At 72.0% G+C, this 16,593-nt stretch carries 18 protein-coding genes; 10 read left to right on the top strand and 8 right to left on the bottom strand.

Annotation, left to right across the window (positions count from 1 at the left end; genetic code table 11):
• Positions 1 to 199 precede the first annotated feature (199 nt).
• The 4 genes from AS594_RS13215 to hutH all read left to right on the top strand — a co-directional run bounded on the left by AS594_RS13215 (position 200) and on the right by hutH (position 5,287).
• Positions 200 to 1,348 (top strand): adenylate/guanylate cyclase domain-containing protein, encoded by a 1,149-nt coding sequence (locus AS594_RS13215; protein ID WP_069930487.1) that lies wholly within the window; start codon positions 200 to 202, stop codon positions 1,346 to 1,348.
• A gap of 43 nt (positions 1,349 to 1,391) precedes the next feature.
• Positions 1,392 to 2,192 (top strand): enoyl-CoA hydratase/isomerase family protein, encoded by an 801-nt coding sequence (locus tag AS594_RS13210; RefSeq protein ID WP_069927233.1) that lies wholly within the window; start codon positions 1,392 to 1,394, stop codon positions 2,190 to 2,192.
• Between the two features lie 44 nt (positions 2,193 to 2,236).
• Positions 2,237 to 3,529 carry a GGDEF domain-containing protein gene (locus tag AS594_RS13205; RefSeq protein WP_240509001.1) on the top strand — a complete coding sequence of 431 codons (1,293 nt, stop codon included), beginning with the start codon at positions 2,237 to 2,239 and terminating at the stop codon, positions 3,527 to 3,529.
• Between the two features lie 213 nt (positions 3,530 to 3,742).
• Positions 3,743 to 5,287, top strand: coding sequence for a histidine ammonia-lyase (gene hutH / locus AS594_RS13200; RefSeq protein ID WP_069932925.1), 1,545 nt, complete (start codon positions 3,743 to 3,745; stop codon positions 5,285 to 5,287).
• Positions 5,288 to 5,335: 48 nt separating this feature from the next.
• Here the strand turns inward: hutH and AS594_RS13195 are convergent, their stop codons facing one another.
• Positions 5,336 to 5,638, bottom strand: coding sequence for a hypothetical protein (locus tag AS594_RS13195; RefSeq protein WP_069927230.1), 303 nt, complete (start codon positions 5,636 to 5,638; stop codon positions 5,336 to 5,338).
• Positions 5,639 to 5,754: 116 nt separating this feature from the next.
• On the opposite strand from AS594_RS13195, the gene AS594_RS42940 reads away from it, so the two are divergent.
• The 4 genes from AS594_RS42940 to AS594_RS13175 all read left to right on the top strand — a co-directional run bounded on the left by AS594_RS42940 (position 5,755) and on the right by AS594_RS13175 (position 9,930).
• Positions 5,755 to 6,081, top strand: a complete 327-nt coding sequence (locus tag AS594_RS42940) for a hypothetical protein (RefSeq protein WP_069927229.1) — start codon at positions 5,755 to 5,757, stop codon at positions 6,079 to 6,081.
• 199 nt (positions 6,082 to 6,280) lie between these two features.
• Positions 6,281 to 7,549 carry a L,D-transpeptidase gene (locus tag AS594_RS13185; RefSeq protein ID WP_069927228.1) on the top strand — a complete coding sequence of 423 codons (1,269 nt, stop codon included), beginning with the start codon at positions 6,281 to 6,283 and terminating at the stop codon, positions 7,547 to 7,549.
• 177 nt (positions 7,550 to 7,726) lie between these two features.
• Positions 7,727 to 9,190 (top strand): ABC transporter permease, encoded by a 1,464-nt coding sequence (locus AS594_RS13180; RefSeq protein ID WP_069927227.1) that lies wholly within the window; start codon positions 7,727 to 7,729, stop codon positions 9,188 to 9,190.
• A gap of 53 nt (positions 9,191 to 9,243) precedes the next feature.
• Positions 9,244 to 9,930, top strand: coding sequence for an ABC transporter ATP-binding protein (locus tag AS594_RS13175; protein ID WP_069927226.1), 687 nt, complete (start codon positions 9,244 to 9,246; stop codon positions 9,928 to 9,930).
• A 47-nt stretch (positions 9,931 to 9,977) separates the two neighbouring features.
• Here the strand turns inward: AS594_RS13175 and AS594_RS13170 are convergent, their stop codons facing one another.
• Both AS594_RS13170 and AS594_RS13165 read right to left on the bottom strand, forming a co-directional pair.
• Positions 9,978 to 10,442 carry a GNAT family N-acetyltransferase gene (locus AS594_RS13170; protein ID WP_069927225.1) on the bottom strand — a complete coding sequence of 155 codons (465 nt, stop codon included), beginning with the start codon at positions 10,440 to 10,442 and terminating at the stop codon, positions 9,978 to 9,980.
• Positions 10,439 to 11,287, bottom strand: coding sequence for a helix-turn-helix transcriptional regulator (locus tag AS594_RS13165; protein WP_079144636.1), 849 nt, complete (start codon positions 11,285 to 11,287; stop codon positions 10,439 to 10,441). Before AS594_RS13165 ends, AS594_RS13170 begins: the two co-directional genes overlap by 4 nt.
• Positions 11,288 to 11,406: 119 nt before the next feature.
• On the opposite strand from AS594_RS13165, the gene AS594_RS13160 reads away from it, so the two are divergent.
• The gene (locus AS594_RS13160) at positions 11,407 to 12,474 is read left to right on the top strand and encodes an NAD(P)-dependent alcohol dehydrogenase (RefSeq protein ID WP_069927224.1); all 1,068 of its coding nucleotides are present in this window, start codon (positions 11,407 to 11,409) and stop codon (positions 12,472 to 12,474) included.
• A gap of 170 nt (positions 12,475 to 12,644) precedes the next feature.
• Complete coding sequence (locus tag AS594_RS13155; RefSeq protein ID WP_069927223.1) at positions 12,645 to 12,986, top strand: DUF1330 domain-containing protein; 342 nt, start codon at positions 12,645 to 12,647, stop codon at positions 12,984 to 12,986.
• A 74-nt stretch (positions 12,987 to 13,060) separates the two neighbouring features.
• Here the strand turns inward: AS594_RS13155 and AS594_RS13150 are convergent, their stop codons facing one another.
• The 5 genes from AS594_RS13150 to msrA all read right to left on the bottom strand — a co-directional run bounded on the left by AS594_RS13150 (position 13,061) and on the right by msrA (position 16,565).
• Complete coding sequence (locus AS594_RS13150; RefSeq protein WP_079144637.1) at positions 13,061 to 14,131, bottom strand: hypothetical protein; 1,071 nt, start codon at positions 14,129 to 14,131, stop codon at positions 13,061 to 13,063.
• 51 nt (positions 14,132 to 14,182) lie between these two features.
• On the bottom strand, positions 14,183 to 14,791 hold the full coding sequence (locus AS594_RS13145; protein ID WP_069927222.1) for a GNAT family N-acetyltransferase: 609 nt from the start codon (positions 14,789 to 14,791) through the stop codon (positions 14,183 to 14,185).
• A 114-nt stretch (positions 14,792 to 14,905) separates the two neighbouring features.
• Positions 14,906 to 15,325, bottom strand: coding sequence for a DUF7919 family protein (locus tag AS594_RS13140; RefSeq protein ID WP_069927221.1), 420 nt, complete (start codon positions 15,323 to 15,325; stop codon positions 14,906 to 14,908).
• A complete protein-coding gene (locus AS594_RS13135) occupies positions 15,322 to 15,888 on the bottom strand; it encodes a hypothetical protein (protein WP_069932926.1) in 567 nt (188 codons plus the stop codon). Before AS594_RS13135 ends, AS594_RS13140 begins: the two co-directional genes overlap by 4 nt.
• An 8-nt stretch (positions 15,889 to 15,896) precedes the next feature.
• The gene (msrA, locus tag AS594_RS13130) at positions 15,897 to 16,565 is read right to left on the bottom strand and encodes a peptide-methionine (S)-S-oxide reductase MsrA (RefSeq protein ID WP_420877783.1); all 669 of its coding nucleotides are present in this window, start codon (positions 16,563 to 16,565) and stop codon (positions 15,897 to 15,899) included.
• Positions 16,566 to 16,593 lie beyond the last annotated feature (28 nt).

The following is a 16,593-nucleotide window of genomic DNA, read 5'->3' as shown; positions in this document are numbered from 1 at the left end:
TCCGGAGCCGGGTGCGGCCGCGCCGTCCGGGTCCGGTGCGGGTGAGGAGTCCTCTGTGGGTGCGGCAGACCCGTCCGGCGCGGGCCCGGACACGCCCGCCACGGGCGAAGACCCCCGGGGCGCCGGGGCCGGCCCGCAAGGCGCGACCGGTTCCGCCACAGGGTCCGGGACCGGCTCCGGTGCGGGCGCGGTGCACGGGATCGTCCGTGCGGACGGGACCGAGGGCGGCGTGCCCGCCGCTGTGGAGCCTTCGCCGTACCCCACGCCCCATCACGCCGTCGACCACACCGCCGAACCGACCGACGATCCGCTCGCGATCCGCCTGGAGCAGCTGATCCTCGGCGCCGAGCGTCGCTACACCCCGTTTCAGGCCGCCCGTACCGCAGGCGTCTCCATGGACCTCGCGTCCCGGTTCTGGCGGGCCATGGGTTTCGCCGACATCGGCCAGGCCAAGGCGCTGACCGAGGCGGACGTCCTGGCCCTGCGGCGGCTCGCCGGTCTCGTCGAGGCGGGGCTGCTCAGCGAGCCGATGGCGGTGCAGGTCGCCCGGTCCACCGGGCAGACCACCGCCCGGCTGGCGGAATGGCAGATCGATTCCTTCCTGGAGGGCCTGACCGAGCCGCCGGAACCCGGCATGACCCGTACCGAAGTCACGTATCCGCTGGTCGAGCTGCTCCTGCCCGAGCTGGAGGAGTTCCTGCGCTACGTCTGGCGGCGCCAGCTCGCCGCCGCGACCGGCCGGGTCGTGCAGGCGGCCGACGACGAGGAGATGGTCGACCGGCGGCTCGCGGTCGGCTTCGCGGACCTCGTCGGGTTCACGCGGCTGACGCGGCGCCTGGAGGAGGAGGAGCTGGGCGAGCTGGTCGAGGCGTTCGAGACGACCTGCGCCGACCTGGTCGCGGCCCACGGCGGCCGGCTCATCAAGACGCTCGGCGACGAGGTCCTGTACGCGGCGGACGACGCGGGCACGGCAGCGGAGATCGCGCTGCGGCTCATCGAGACGATGGCCGCCAACCCGACGATGCCGGCCCTGCGCGTCGGCATCGCCTTCGGCACGGTCACCACCCGCATGGGCGACGTCTTCGGTACGACGGTGAACCTGGCCAGCAGGCTCACCTCGATAGCCCCCAAGGACGCGCTGCTGGTGGACGGGGCGTTCGCCGAGGAACTGTCGCGGACCGGCGACGCGCCGGTCTCCGAGGCGGAGGCGGCGGCCCAGGCGGAGGTGGCGGAGAAGGAGGGCGTCGCCCCGCCCTCGTACCGCTTCGCGCTCCAGCCGATGTGGCAGCGGCCGGTGCGCGGGCTCGGCACGGTCGAGCCATGGCTTCTGACCAGGCGCCCCACCTAGGATCTCCCCGGTAACGATCGTTAACCGGGAGGGTGTGCGCGGTATGAGTGCGGAACAGGAACGCTTCGGGGAGTTCGTCGGCGTACGGCGGCACGGTCACGTCGCCGAGCTGGTCCTCGACCGGCCCAAGGCGATGAACGCGGTGTCCACGGACATGGCGCGCTCCATCGCGGCGGCGTGCGACGCGCTGGGCGCGGACCCGGGCGTGCGCGTGACGGTGGTGACCTCCAGCCACGAGCGGGCGTTCTGCGTCGGCGCGGACCTCAAGGAGCGCAACTCCTTTACGGACGCCGAGCTGGTACGTCAGCGGCCGGTCGCCCGGGGCGCGTACACCGGCGTGCTGGAGCTCCCCATGCCGACGATCGCCGCCGTGCACGGCTTCGCGCTGGGCGGCGGCTTCGAGCTGGCGCTGGCCTGCGACCTGATCGTGGCGGACCGCACGGCGGTGGTGGGACTGCCCGAGGTGTCGGTGGGTGTCATCCCCGGCGGCGGCGGTACGCAGCTGCTCCCCCGGCGGGTCGGGGCGGCGCGGGCGGCGGAACTGGTGTTCACCGCGCGGCGCGTGGAGGCGGCGGAGGCGGCCTCGCTCGGCCTGGTGGACCAGCTCGTGGACGCGGGCCGGGACCGCGAGGAGGCGCTGGAGCTGGCGGCGCGGATCGCCGGCAACTCGCCGGTCGGGCTGCGGGCGGCCAAGCGCGCGATGCGGCTCGGGCACGGGCTGGACCTGCGCGCGGGGCTGGAGGTGGAGGACGCGGCGTGGCGGTCGGTGGCGTTCTCGGGCGACCGGGCGGAGGGCGTGGCGGCGTTCAACGAGAAGCGCGCACCCCAGTGGCCCGGTGAATAGGGATCAAACGATACAAATCTCCCCGGACTCCCTAAGCTGAGGAGATGGGTGAGGATGTGCGGCTGCGGGCCGTCGTGACGCTGGCGCAGGCGATGGCGGCGGCGCACACCCCGCGAGAGTCCTGGCGGGCCGCCGCGCTGGGGGCGAAGGAGGCCCTCGGGGGCAGCTTCGCGGCGGTCTCGGTGTGGGAGCGCGAGCTGGGACGGCTGCGGGTGCTGGTCAACGCGGGGGAGCGGGCGGAGGGGGAGGAGGAGTTCCCCGCGGCCGAGACCTATCCCGTGCATCAGTTTCCCGAGATCGCGGAGTTCCTGCACGAGAAGTGGGCGGGCGGGGGCGAGCCGAACGCGTGGGTGGAGACGGCGGAGGGACCGGGGCGCGCGGCCGGACCGGGTACGCGGGCCCGTCCCGGTGGTCCCGCTGCCGCTGCTGCTGCTGCTGCCGCCGCTGCCGCTGCCGCTCCCGCCGGTCGCTCCGGGGTGCCCGCCGCCGGGCCTTCCGCCCCTTCCCCCGCCGGTCCCGCCGCGGGCCCCGCCGGGTACTGCCATCAGCGGGTGGCGGCGCTTCGGCGGCGCGGGCGCGGTTCGTGCGTGGTCGCGCCGATCGTGCTGCGCGGGCAGGCGTGGGGTGAGCTGTACGTGGCGCGGCCGGCCGGGGCGCCGGTCTTCGACCGGGCCGACGCGGACTTCGCGACGGTGCTCGCGTCGGTGGTGGCGGCGGGCATCGCCCAGACGGAACTGCTGGAGGAGGTCCGCAAGCTCGCGTTCACGGACCCGCTGACGGGGCTGGCGAACCGGCGGGCGGTCGACATGGGGCTCGACGAGGCGGTGGAACAGCACCGGGACTCCGGGGCGGTCGTCAGCCTGGTCGTCTGTGACCTGAATGGCCTCAAGCGCGTCAACGATTCGCTCGGCCACGCGGTGGGCGACCGGCTGCTGGAACGTTTCGGCTCGGTGCTCTCAGTGTGCGGCGCGATGCTGCCGGGGGCGCTGGCGGCGCGGCTCGGGGGCGACGAGTTCTGCCTGCTCGCGGTGGGGCCGACCTCGGACGCGGTGGTGAAGGTGGCCGAGGTGCTGTGCGTACGGGCGGGGGAGATGGACCTGGGGGAGGGGGTCGCCTGCGGGGTCGCCTCGACGGGGGACCCGATCGGGCCGGTCCGCTCCGCGCGCCGGCTCTTCCGGCTGGCGGACGCGGCGCAGTACCGCGCGAAGGCGGCGCGCTCGACCCGGCCCGTGGTGGCGGGCCGCGACGGAGCGGTGGTCCGCCTGGCCGACGCCCCGCCGGCCGCACCGCACGACCGGCGCGCGTTCCGGGGGCGCCGGCCGGGCGACGGGGGGTGAGTTCCCGCGGGGCGGCGCCCCGCGTACCCGGGTCCGGGGCGGCGCCCCGGGCCCCGTTCCTCGCATCCGGCGCCCGTGGGGCGTCCCGCATCCGGGGGTCTGCCCCCGCTGCCGGGAAGGGGCGGGTGGGGGAAAGCGGCGCAGCGCAGCTGTAAGGGGTACCACCACCCTCCACTAGTGACAGAGACGGATTCAGTCCGTAGGGTTCTGAATATGGATATGCACACAGTGGTCCTGGGGACGTCCGGGACGACCGCAGCGGACGTCATCGCCGTCGCCCGGGACAACGCCAGGGTCGAGCTCTCCCAGGAGGCCGTCACCGCCCTCGCCGCCTCGCGCGAGATCGTCGACGCGCTGGCCGCCAAGCCGGAGCCCGTCTACGGCGTCTCGACCGGATTCGGCGCCCTCGCCTCCCGGCACATCAGCCAGGACCTGCGCGCCCAGTTGCAGCGCAACATCGTCCGGTCGCACGCCGCCGGCATGGGCCCGCACGTCGAGCGCGAGGTCGTACGCGCGCTGATGTTCCTGCGGCTCAAGACCGTCGCCTCCGGCCACACCGGCGTACGCCCGCACGTCGCCCAGACCATGGCGGACCTGCTCAACGCCGGGATCACCCCCGTCGTCCACGAGTACGGCTCGCTCGGCTGCTCCGGCGACCTCGCCCCCCTCAGCCACTGCGCCCTCGCGCTCATGGGCGAGGGCGACGCGGCGGGGCCCGACGGCGTCGTCCGGCCGGCCGGCGAACTGCTCGCCGCCCACGGCATCGTCCCCGTCGAGCTGCGCGAGAAGGAGGGCCTGGCCCTCCTCAACGGCACCGACGGCATGCTCGGCATGCTGATCATGGCCATCGCGGACCTGAAGCGGCTCTACACCTCCGCGGACATCACCGCCGCCCTCAGCCTCGAAGCCCTCCTCGGCACCGACAAGGTCCTCGCGCCCGACCTGCACGCCATACGCCCCCACCCCGGCCAGGGCGAATCCGCCGACAACATGCTCCGGGTCCTCGCCGGCTCGGGCCTCACCGGCCATCACCAGGACGACGCCCCGCGCGTCCAGGACGCCTACTCCGTGCGCTGCGCCCCCCAGGTCGCCGGCGCCGGACGCGACACCATCGCGTACGCGCTCACCGTCGCCGAGCGGGAGCTCGCCGCCGCCGTCGACAACCCGGTCGTCCTGCCCGACGGCCGCGTCGAGTCCAACGGCAACTTCCACGGCGCCCCCGTCGCGTACGTACTGGACTTCCTCGCCATCGCCGCCGCCGACCTCGGTTCCATCTGCGAGCGCCGCACCGACCGGCTCCTCGACAAGAACCGGTCGCACGGCCTGCCGCCCTTCCTCGCCGACGACGCCGGTGTCGACTCGGGCCTGATGATCGCCCAGTACACCCAGGCCGCCCTGGTCAGCGAGATGAAGCGGCTCGCGGCGCCCGCGTCCGTCGACTCGATCCCGTCCTCCGCGATGCAGGAGGACCACGTCTCCATGGGCTGGTCGGCGGCCCGCAAGCTCCGCACCACGATCGACAACCTGACGCGGATCGTGGCCGTCGAGCTGTACGCCGCCACGCGCGGCATCGAACTGCGTGAAGGGCTCACGCCCGCGCCCGCCTCGCAGGCGGTCATCAAGGCCGTACGGGAAGCCGGAGTCGAGGGCCCCGGCCCCGACCGCTTCCTCGCACCGGACCTCGCCGCGGCCGATGCCTTCGTACGGGCGGGCCGGCTCGTCGAGGCCGTCGAGCCGGTGACGGGACCGCTCGCCTAGAGGCAAGCAGAGGAAAGAAGTACGGATCGAAGTGCCGAGGGCCGTGCGTCAGATGACCGGACGCGCGGCCCTTCGCATCGAGAACGCGAGGAACCCGGCGCCCACGCCGAGGAACGCGGTGCCGCCGACCAGGTACGGGGTCGTGTCCACGCTGCCCGTGTCGGCGAGCGCGAGATCCTGAGAGGCGTCGCCACCGGTGGAGGGTCTGGCCTGCTCCTGTGACTGCTGCTGCGAATCGGTCCGGGGCTTCGCCTCCCCCTCCGCCGTCGCGTTGGCGGACGGGACGAACCACAGGGCACACAGCAGTGTGCCCGCGGCGGTGGCGGTCAGCAGCGGTCGGCGTGCGGACACGTAATCGATCCCCCTTGAGGCAACCGGGAATTGGCCGAGGGCCGTGTACGCCGATGCTAATGAAAGCAGCGGGTCGCAGGAAAGTCGCGAGAGTCCGGCGGCCTACGCTCCGAGGCATGAACGCAAACGACACGTCACGCTTTGTCCGGCTCCAGGTTGAATTGGTGCTGGAAATTTCTGATCCCGAGACACTCACCGACGCCGCTCTCGCCCACGTAACCGAAGATGCCCACGCGGCGGACGTCGAGCGCACGCATGCCGAGGCCGCCGTCAGGGAAGACGTCGCGGAGGCCCTCGCGCACCTCGTGGACCCGTTCGATCTGATCAGCGACGTCCCCGGGGTGGAACTCGCGCAGGCCTCGTGGAGCAGCGAACGGATCGACTACAACCCCGACGCCGTGGAGTGGGACCTGGATGAGGACGACGAGGAGGGCCCGGCGTAGCTTCTCCGGTGAGCCCGGCGCACAAAAGCCCGCCGCTGCCGCAACCGGCGGCGGCGTGGCTGCGTCGGTCACTGTGATCAGTGGTGTTCCCCACATTCCCCCGAGATGTGGAACGGACGAATCGGAACAGGTGTTTAAGACATTGGCAGGGTGACGCTGCCCAGCGGCTCTGCCCGGGGATCTTGTGGGGACGGCAACGATGGAGAAGCGTGTGATGACGGACAGCAAGCGGCGCAGGGGCCTCATGGCCGCGTCCGCACTGCTTGGCGGCGTTCTGGTCCTTTCGGGCTGTAGCGGCGGCGACGACAAGGGCGGCAGCAGCGCCCAGAGCTCCAAGAAGTCGCAGGCCGAGGTGGACGAGGCGGCGGCCAAGGACACCTCCAAGGCCCGAATAGCGATCACACCCAAGGGTGGCGCCGACAACGTCAGCATCAACCGCGGCACCAAGGTCACCGTCACCGAGGGCAAGCTGACCGAGGTCACCATGACTTCGACCGCAGGTGACAAGGTGGCGGGCACGATCGCCGCCGACGGCAAGAGCTGGAAGCCGGACGCGCAGCTGGAGCGTTCGACGACGTACAAGATCTCGGCGACGGCGGCGGACTCCGAAGGCCGCGAGGCGCACGAGAACGGCTCCTTCACCACCGTCTCGCCGGACAACAGCTTCATCGGGAACTTCACGCCCGACGACGGCTCCAAGGTCGGCGTGGGCATGCCGGTGTCGATCAACTTCGACAAGCCGATCACCGACAAGGCCGCCGTCCAGAAGGGCATCACGGTCACGTCGACCAGCGGCCAGGAGGTCGTCGGCCACTGGTTCAGCCCGCAGCGGCTGGACTTCCGCCCCCAGGAGTACTGGAAGGGCGGCTCGACGGTCACCATGAAGCTGGAGCTCGACGGCGTCGAGGGCGCCGAGGGCATCTACGGCGTCCAGGACAAGACCGTCACCTTCACCGTCGGACGCAACCAGGTCAGCACCGTCGACGCCAAGTCGAAGACCATGACGGTCACGCAGGACGGCAAGACGGTCAAGACGATCCCGATCTCCGCGGGCGCCCCCGACAACCCGACGTACAACGGCCAGATGGTGATCTCCGAGAAGTTTAAGGAGACCCGGATGAACGGTGCGACGGTCGGCTTCACCGACGACGACGGCAAGGGCGAGTACGACATCAAGGACGTGCCGCACGCCATGCGGCTGTCGACCTCGGGCACGTTCATCCACGGCAACTACTGGGGCGACGACTCCATCTTCGGCAAGGCCAACACCAGCCACGGCTGCGTGGGCCTGAACGACGCCAAGGGTGCGAACGACCCCAACCAGCCCGGCGCGTGGTTCTTCAACAACTCGCTCGTCGGCGACGTCGTCATCGTCCAGAACTCCCCGGACAAGACCATCAAGCCGGACAACGGCCTCAACGGCTGGAACATGGACTGGGCGCAGTGGAAGGCCGGCTCCGCCGTCTGACCCGCCGCCCTCCCGGCCCGCTCCCCCCGCGTTCTCCGTAGCGCGTACGGCGGCGGGCGCCACCTCCGACTCGGGGTGGCGCCCGCCGCCGTTCTCGTACGTGGGGGGAGGCTTCTTCTCATCCGGCTCTCACGCCGGCCTTATCCCCCCATCACGCGCCGCTCGTACTTTCGCGTCATGTTCCTCACCTACCTCCGGCGCGAACTGCGCCACCGCAGAAAGGCGGCGTTCGTCGTCGCCTCCGGTCTGGCGCTCGGCATCGCGCTGGTCATCGTGGTCGGTTCGGTCTCCGCCGGCATGGGCCGCGCCCAGGACAAGGTCCTGGAATCGCTGTACGGACTGGGCACCGACATGACGGTCACCAAGGCCGCGACGCCGCCCGGCGAGAACGACACCAGCCGCAGACCGCGCTTCGAGTTCGACGCCAAGGGCAGCGGCGACGACAAGGAACAGAGCAGCGACCGCGTCATGGTGCAGGGCTTCCAGACCCTGGTGTCCCCCACCGTCGACAAGGTCGCCGGGCAGGACGGCGTCGCGGACGCGGCCGGCGGCCTGAGCCTCCAGGTCCTCAAGGTCAGCGGGCAGTTCAAGCGCGGCGAGGTCGAGAAGGCGCAGCCCGCGCAGCCGGGCGGGCCCGGCGGCGGCTCGGACGGCGGCGCGGTGCGGGGCGGCGGCGCCGCGTTCGGGGTCGACTCCTTCTCCGTGTACGGAACCGACGTCACCCGGCCGGCGCTCGGCCCGCTCACCTCCTCCGAGATCACCGCGGGACGCACCTTCACCGCGTCCGAGACCGACGCCGAGGTCGCCGTCGTCGACAGCGCGTACGCGAAGGAGAAGAAGCTCAGGACCGGTGGCTCCGTCACCGTCTCGGGCACGAAGTACAAGGTCGTCGGCATCGCGACGGCGGACAGCGGCGCCGCCGCCGCGAACGTGTACATCCCGCTCAAGCAGGCGCAGACGCTGGCCGGCGCGAAGAACAAGGTCACCACCGTCTACGTCAGGGCCGCCGACTCGCAGCGCATCGACGGCGTCAAGTCCGCCGTACTGAAGAACATCCCCGGCACGACCGTCACCACCTCCGCCGACCTCGCCGACACCGTCTCCGGCTCCCTGTCCACGGCCTCCGGACTGGCCGCCGGTGTCGGCAAGTGGCTGTCGGTCGTCGTCCTGGCCGCCGCCTTCCTGGTGGCCGGGCTGCTCACCTCCTCGGCGGTCAGCCGCCGCGTGCAGGAGTTCGGCACGCTCAAGGCGCTCGGCTGGAAGAGCGGCCGCGTCACCCGCCAGGTCGTCGGCGAGGCTCTGGCCAACGGTCTGCTCGGCGGCGCGCTCGGCATCGCGGTGGGTGTGGGCGGCGCGTACCTCGTCACCGCGTTCGGCCCCACGCTGACGGCGCAGCTCGGCGGCGGGGGCGCAGGGGGTGGCGGGGCCGCCGCCACCGTGACCGGCCCCGGCGGGCCCGGCGGCCCGATCCGGCAGGCCGGCGGCAAGGCCGTCGACATCGCGCTCACCGCGCCCGTCTCCCTCACCACGCTCGCACTCGCCGTCGCACTCGCCGTGGCGGGCGGGCTCGTCGCTGGCGGCTTCGGCGGCTGGCGGGCCTCCCGGCTCCGTCCGGCCGACGCGCTGCGCCGCGTGGCCTGACGTCCCCACCGGCGTCCCGAATCCCTTTTCGCAGCACAGGAGTTGAACCACCCATGTACCAGCTCAGAGGCGTCACCAAGCGCTACCGGCGCGGCAAGGAAACCATCGACGCGCTCGCGGGCGTCGACCTGACCATCGAGGACGGCGGCCGTCTCGTCATCCAGGGCCCCACCGGCGGCGGCAAGTCCACACTCCTCCAGATGCTCGGCGGCCTCGACCGCCCGACGGCCGGCAGTGTGGAACTCGACGGCGTCGACCTGGCCTCGCTGCCGGAGGCCCGGCTCACCAAGGTCCGCGCCGAAAGCATCGGCTTCGTCTTCCAGAGCTTCAACCTCATCCCCACCCTGACCGCCCAGGAGAACGTCGAGACGGCGCTCGTACCGCTCGGCCTGAAGGCGGCGGCCCGCCGCGAACGGGCGGCCGAGGCGCTGCACTCCGTAGGGCTCGGTGAGCGCCGCACGCACCTGCCCGGCGAGATGTCCGGCGGCCAGCAGCAGCGGGTCGCGATCGCCCGCGCACTGGTCAAGCGGCCCAAGGTGCTGCTGGCCGACGAACCCACCGGCAACCTCGACGAGTCGATGCGGGACGAGATCGTGGAGCTGCTGGAAGGGCTGTGGAAGGAACACGGGCTGACCTTCGTGATGGTCACCCACGACAGCGCCCTGGCCCGCCGCGCACCGCGCCTCGCCACGATCCGCAAGGGGCGCGTCACGGTGACGGAGAACGCGACGGCCGCCTAGCGGGGACGGGAGTGCGGAACCCGCGTGCCCCGGGCCGGCGCGTACGTTCAGCTCTCCGGCGCCCACACGTAGCGGACGTCCGGCTCGCGCTCCTCGTTGCGCGAGCCGTCCGTCCGCTCGGCCTCGGTGAAGCCGTGCCGCTCGTAGAAACGGTGGGCGGGGCTGTTGACCTGGAAGGTCCACAGCTCCAGTCCGCCGGGCGAGCGTTCCTTCGCGAGCTGTACGAAACGGTCGCCGATCCCGCGCCCCCGGTGCTCCGGCGCCAGGTACAGCTGCTCGACCGAGCCGGGCTCCAGCGCCATCATCCCGACCACGGCGCCGCCGCTCTCCGCCACCCACGTCTCCTGCTCCGGCACGACCACGTACCGGAAGAAGTCCCGCACCCCGTCGTCGCTGTGCGCACGCCTCACCGTCGGCAGCGCGGCGTCGTACGACCGCAGCCACACCTCGGCCACGGCGGCCGCGTCGTCGGGACCGGCCGCCCGGCGCAGGGTCACTTCCGCGTCACTCATGCGACGTACTCCACATCCGTACCCCAGTTCGCCAGCAGTTGCAGGGCCTCCTGTGACGGCGAACCCGGTTCCGCGTGGAAGGTGATCAGGTGCTGCTCGGGATCGTCGGCAAGCGTCAGCGTCTCGTACGCCAGCGTCAGGTCACCCACCAGCGGGTGGTGCAGACGCTTGCTGCCGTGCCCCTTGTCCTTCACATGGTGGGCCGCCCACAGGCTGCGGAACACCTCGTTCTTCACCGACAGCTCGCCGACCAGCGCGGACAGCAGCGGATCGTCCGGGTGGCAGCCCGCCTCCAGCCGCAGGAAACTCACGACCTCGCACGCCTTGAGCTCCCAGTCGACGTACACGCCGCGGAAGTCGCCCTCCAAGAAGAGGAGACGGGCCATGTTGCGCTCCTCGGGCGGGAGCGCCGTGATGTCACCGAACAGCGCGCGGGCCATGCGGTTGCAGCCGAGGATGTCGGTGCGCCGCCCGAGGACGTACGCCGGCACCCCGCCCATGGCGTCCATCAGGTGCTGCAACCCCGGCCGCAGGCGCTGCGGCCGCGACGGACGCCCGCGCTTGCGCGTCGGCTTCGCGAGGTGGGTGAGGTGATCGCGCTCGGCGTCGGACAGCCGCAGGGCGCGGGCGATCGCATCCAGTACGCCCATGGACACGTTGCTTCCGTTGCCCTGCTCCAGGCGCGTGTAGTACGCGACCGAGACCCCGGCGAGCTGCGCCAGCTCCTCGCGGCGCAGACCCGGGACGCGGCGGTGCCTGCCGAAGTCGGGCAGGCCCACGTCCTCGGGCTTGAGCCGCGCTCGGCGGGAGCGGAGGAACTCACTCAGTTCGGCGCGCTGGTCCATGACACACAAGTATTGCTCTTCGTACGACGGTGATCCTGACCCCGCCAGTGGTACGCACAGCAGACGTACGCACAACAGGGGGCTGGGTACGTCCGGGCAGGTCGGGCACGCTTTCCACCATGACCACTTCTTCCACCGCCCCGTCCGTCTCCTCCGTGGCCGCGTACGCAGCCCCCGCCGCGAACGCCCCGCTGGAGAAGATCTCCGTGCCGCGCCGCCCGGTCGGCGAGCACGACGTGCTGATCGAGATCAAGTACGCGGGCATCTGTCACTCCGACATCCACCAGGTCCGTGACGGCTGGGGCGAAGGCATCTACCCGATGGTTCCGGGCCACGAGATCGCCGGCGTCGTCACGGAGACCGGCCCCGGCGTCAGCAAGTACGCCGTCGGTGACCGGGTCGGCGTCGGCTGCTTCGTCGACTCCTGCCGGGAGTGCGAAGCCTGCCTCGCGGGCCAGGAGCAGCACTGCGCCAAGGGCATGACCGGTACGTACAACGCCCTCGACAAGAACGGCGAGCCCACCTACGGCGGCTACTCCACGCACCTCGTCGTCGACGAGAACTACGCCGTCCGCATCCCCGACGGCCTGTCGCTGGACGTAGCCGCCCCGCTGCTGTGCGCCGGCATCACCCTCTACTCGCCGCTCAACCACTGGAAGGCGGGCCCCGGCAAGAAGGTCGCGATCCTCGGCCTGGGCGGTCTCGGTCACATGGGCGTCAAGATCGCGCACGCGCTGGGCGCCGAGGTGACCGTACTGAGCCAGACGCTGAGCAAGAAGGAGGACGGGCTGAAGCTGGGCGCCGACCACTTCTACGCGACCAGTGACCCGAAGACCTTCGAGGAGCTGGCCGGCTCCTTCGACCTGATCGTCTCGACGGTCTCGGCGCCGCTGGACATGGACGCGTACCTCGCCCTGCTGAAGGTCGGTGGCGCCTTCGTGAACGTGGGCGCTCCCGAGGAGCCGAACTCCCTGAACATGTTCTCGCTGATCGGCGGCAACAAGACGCTGGCCGGCTCGATGATCGGCGGTATCGCCGAAACCCAGGAGATGCTCGACTTCTGCGCACGGCACGGCCTGGGCGCCGAGATCGAACTGATCGCCGCGGACCGGATCAACGAGGCGTACGAGCGGGTGCTGGCGAGCGATGTGCGCTACCGGTTCGTGATCGACGCGGCGACGATCTGACGCCGGGCCGGGCACCCGGCAACGGGTACCGCACCGGCCCTGATCGCGCGGGTCCGGCGCGTGGGCCCGGATCGCGCGGGCCCGCATTACCCGAGTGGTAATCGACGGCCGTGGCGCCCGGCGGAAGGATGTGACGCATCAGCCCGCCGCATCCTCCCGGAGGAAACACCATGAGCGCCTACGCCGTCGGTCACCTGCGCGCCGCCGCCCAGCACGAGGACATCTTCGCGTACATGGAGCGCATCCAGGACACCCTCGATCCCTTCGCGGGCCACTTCCTCGTCCACGGGAGCGAGGTGGAGGTCCTCGAAGGCGAGTGGCCCGGCTACCTGGTCGTCATAGGTTTCCCGGACCTCGACAAGGCGCGTGCCTGGTACGACTCCGACGCCTACCGGGAGATCCTGCCGCTGCGGACGCGGCACATCACGGGGGACGTCGTCCTGGCGGACGGGGTGGCCCCCGGCTACGCGGCGGCGGACACGGCGGCGAGGGCGCGGCAGCAGGCGGGGTGAAGGCGCCCCCGCCGCACCCCGCCCCCGCCGCCCGTCACCCGGCGCAGGCCGGCCGCGGGCGGACCACGGCCGTACTACGGCCTGCCGGACCCCAGCGCGGCGAGGCCGCGGGCGTGGTCGAAGGCCGGCACCGGGTCGTCGGCGTCGGTCCACGGTGCGGCTCCGCACCAGCCGCCGATCAGCCGGAACTGGGCCAGTGCCTCGGCGTAGCGCCCGGTCTTCACCAGCACGGCGGCCAGCAGGTGACGTATCTCGGGCAGCCGGTGGTCGTCGGGGGACGCCTGCGCCAGGTCGGCCTCGACCCGGGCGAGCACCGGCTTGGTGACCCAGGTGCGGTACGCCTGCTCGCCGTCCTGGCGCACGGCTTCGTGCACGGCGTGGAGGTGGAGCGCGGAGAGCAGGGCGCCGGCCGGCGCCGACTCCGCCGCCTCCTTGGCGAACTTGAACATGAGCTTGTGCGAGCCGTACCACTTCTGGCACCAGTACTGGAGTGCCTGCCAGTGGGCGTCGTAATGGTGCGGCGCCCGAGCCGTGACCTCACTCCACAGGCCGCGGAACTCGTCGTGCGGGAGCCCCAGTCCGCGGGCGGCGGCGACCATGGTGATCCACGGCGAGGGGTCGCGCGGCGCCAGCGCCGCTGCTTCCCGGGCGGCGTACATCGAGGTCGGCAGCAGCTCGGCGAAGAGCGCCATCTGCTCGTCCGACGTCTGGCCCGCGTACTGCGTGCCGCGCGCCGCCCAGGCGCGCAGGAGGAGGGCATGGGCGTGCACGACCACGGCGTCCGCGTCCCGGGGACGCTCGGCCCGCCAGATCCGCAGCCAGCGCTCGTCCTCGACGGCGATGTCCGCGAAGACTTCCACGAGCCGCCAGCGCGTCTCCCAGTCCTTGTCGTCCGAGGCCGCGGCCAGCAGACCGGACGCGGGTTCCCAGTCGCCCTGGCAGGCGGCGTCGACGGCGATCCGCAGCGCGGGCTCGTCGCGCGGGGGGCCGGGACGCCGGGTGTCGAGCTGATCGCGGGGGACGAGCCCGTAGGCGGCTGCGTCGAATCGTTTGGCCCGCTGGTTGCGAAGAGCGAGGCGGGTGACATGGACGACTGCCCATGCCAGTACGGCCAGGCCGACGAAGGGGATGAGGTTCGTGAACACGAGACGTAATAATCCCTGGTCAGGATCACGGTACGTACACGGGCGGGAGAATTACCGGACTCGGTCCGCCGGGCCGCTCCCGTCGCCCGGCCCGCCCTGCCACCGGCTCCGCTCCAGGGCGTACTCGACGTCTCCCTCCTCCCAGCCGTCGATGCTGTCGGGCCACTCGCCGAACCAGCGGCGTACGAAGAGGAGCCCGGCCTTCTCCATCACGCGCCGGGAACGGGAGTTGACGTACATGGTGTCCGCGGTGACCTTCCGCACGCCGAGGTCGGTGAACCCCTTGCAGATCAGGGCGCGGGCTCCCTCGGTGGCGTAGCCGTGTCCCCACGCGGCCCGGTTGAGCCGGTACCCGAGCTCGACGACATCGGCGCTGTCCTCGGCCGTCGGCCGGAACTCGAACCATCCGAAGAAGGCGCCCGTCGCCTTCTCCTCGGCGGCCCAGAAGCCGCGGGTCCCGATGCACGGATGGTCGTGCGTCAGCTGCGGCAGGACGCGCTCGACGATGAACCTGCGGGAGGTGGGCCGGCCTCCGTTGATGAAGCGCATGACCTCGGGGTCGCTGTCGAGAGCGACGAGCCGTTCGATGTCGCCACCGGCCTCGTCGCCGCGGAACGCGCGGAGGACGAGCCGGTCGGTCTCCAGGAAGATGCCGGGCATACGCGCATCTTCGCGGACGCCGGGCGGGCCCGCCGGCGAATAACTCGCCGGCGAACAGGGCCCGGAAAGGCGAGCAGGGCTCAGAAAGGCGAACTCGGCCCGGGAATCGGGGAGTCAGCTGCCGGTCGCCAGCACCGCCCGTACGAAGGCGGCCGGTGGCGCGTAGTCGTGCGCCTCGACGTAGTGGGTGATCAGCTCCGGCGCGGCATAGACGACGCCTTCACCGATGACACGTATCTCGGCACTGCCGCGCGGGCAGTTGTCGCGCGCGGCGCTGAGCCCGAGCATCCGCGCGGCGCACCACGGGCAGAAGTGATAGCCGCGGGTCTGCTGGACCCGGTGCGTGTGCTGCATGTCCCTGAGCGCTTCGACGAGGCCCGGCGGGGCGTCGCCCTTGGCGTACGGCCGCACCCGCGCGAGCCACCCCACGTTCACCTGCGGAAGGCCCCGGAAGTCGCGGGGCGCGTCGGGTTCCCGAGGCGCCATTCTGTCCGTGTCGTACGTGTACGGCGTGAGGTCTGCGTAGTAAGTCATGGTTGCTGTCTACCAGTCGCGTCGCCCTGTGCCCGCCCGCGACGGGCCCGGACCGGCAACGGGTGGCCGAGCAGGTCCCGGGCGGGCCGCACCACGCGCACGCGTGCGAGGTCCCGCACGGGGCCGGGTTCCTCCCAGGCGTGGACGAACCGGTCCGCGTCGCGGTCGAACACGACGGCGCCGCCCGGCAGGTCGATGCCGAACTCTTCCTCGCACCACGTCAGCATCGCCCCGATCAGCCCCTCGGCCCGGAAGTCCGCCTCGGGGAACAGCACCCGGTGGACCGTCAGCACGACGTGCCGGCCCGGCGGCAGGACCGCTTCGACCGCCCCGGCCGCCAGGCCCGCGCCCTGCCGCAGCCGGCCGCCCTCGGCGGGCGTCAGACGCAGCCCCGTGCGGTCGGCGGGCGGGTGGTCCAGGACGGGCGCGACGTCCAGCCAGGTGCGGGCACCGACCCGGTCGCCGGCGTGGGGCGGCGCGGCGACCACCTCCGAGTCGGCCGTGAGGTCGACGGCCACACCCCAGGTGGGGCCGAGCACACGGTAGGCCGTCGTACGGGACACCGTCCGGCTCAGTCCTCGGACGACACCGGAGCGACGCCGATCGGGCAGCTCACGCCCGTACCGCCGATGCCGCAGTAACCCGCCGGGTTCTTGTCGAGGTACTGCTGGTGGTACGGCTCCGCCGGCCAGAAGGGGCGGGTGTCCGCCGGGAGGATCTCCGTGGTGATCGTGCCGTGCCCGGAGTACGTGAGGACCTTCTGGTACGCCTCGCGGGACGCCTCCGCCGCTGCCGCCTGGGCGGGGGAGTGGGTGTAGATCGCCGAGCGGTACTGCGTGCCCACGTCGTTGCCCTGGCGGAAGCCCTGGGTGGGGTTGTGGTTCTCCCAGAAGACCTTCAGCAGTTGCTCGTACGAGACGGCCGACGGGTCGAAGACCACCCGGACCGCTTCCGTGTGGCCCGTCAGGCCCGAGCACGCCTCCTCGTACGCCGGGTTCTCGGTGTAGCCGCCCTGGTAGCCGACGAGCGTCGTCCAGACGCCCTCCGTCTGCCAGAACTTCCGCTCCGCGCCCCAGAAACAGCCCATGCCGAAGTCGGCGATCTCCAGGCCGTCGGGGTACGGGCCCACGAGCGGGTTGCCGAGGACCGTGTGCCGGGAGGGGACCTCGAACTCGGGGGTCGGGCGGCCCTTCAGGGCCTGCTCCGGGGTGGGGAGCTGGGGGGTACGGCCGAACATCATCACTCGGTCTCCTTCGCGGGGGGCGGCA

Source organism: Streptomyces agglomeratus (assembly GCF_001746415.1).
GTDB classification, from domain to species: Bacteria; Actinomycetota; Actinomycetes; order Streptomycetales; family Streptomycetaceae; genus Streptomyces; species Streptomyces agglomeratus.
This window is presented reverse-complemented; position numbering and strand designations above follow the sequence as displayed.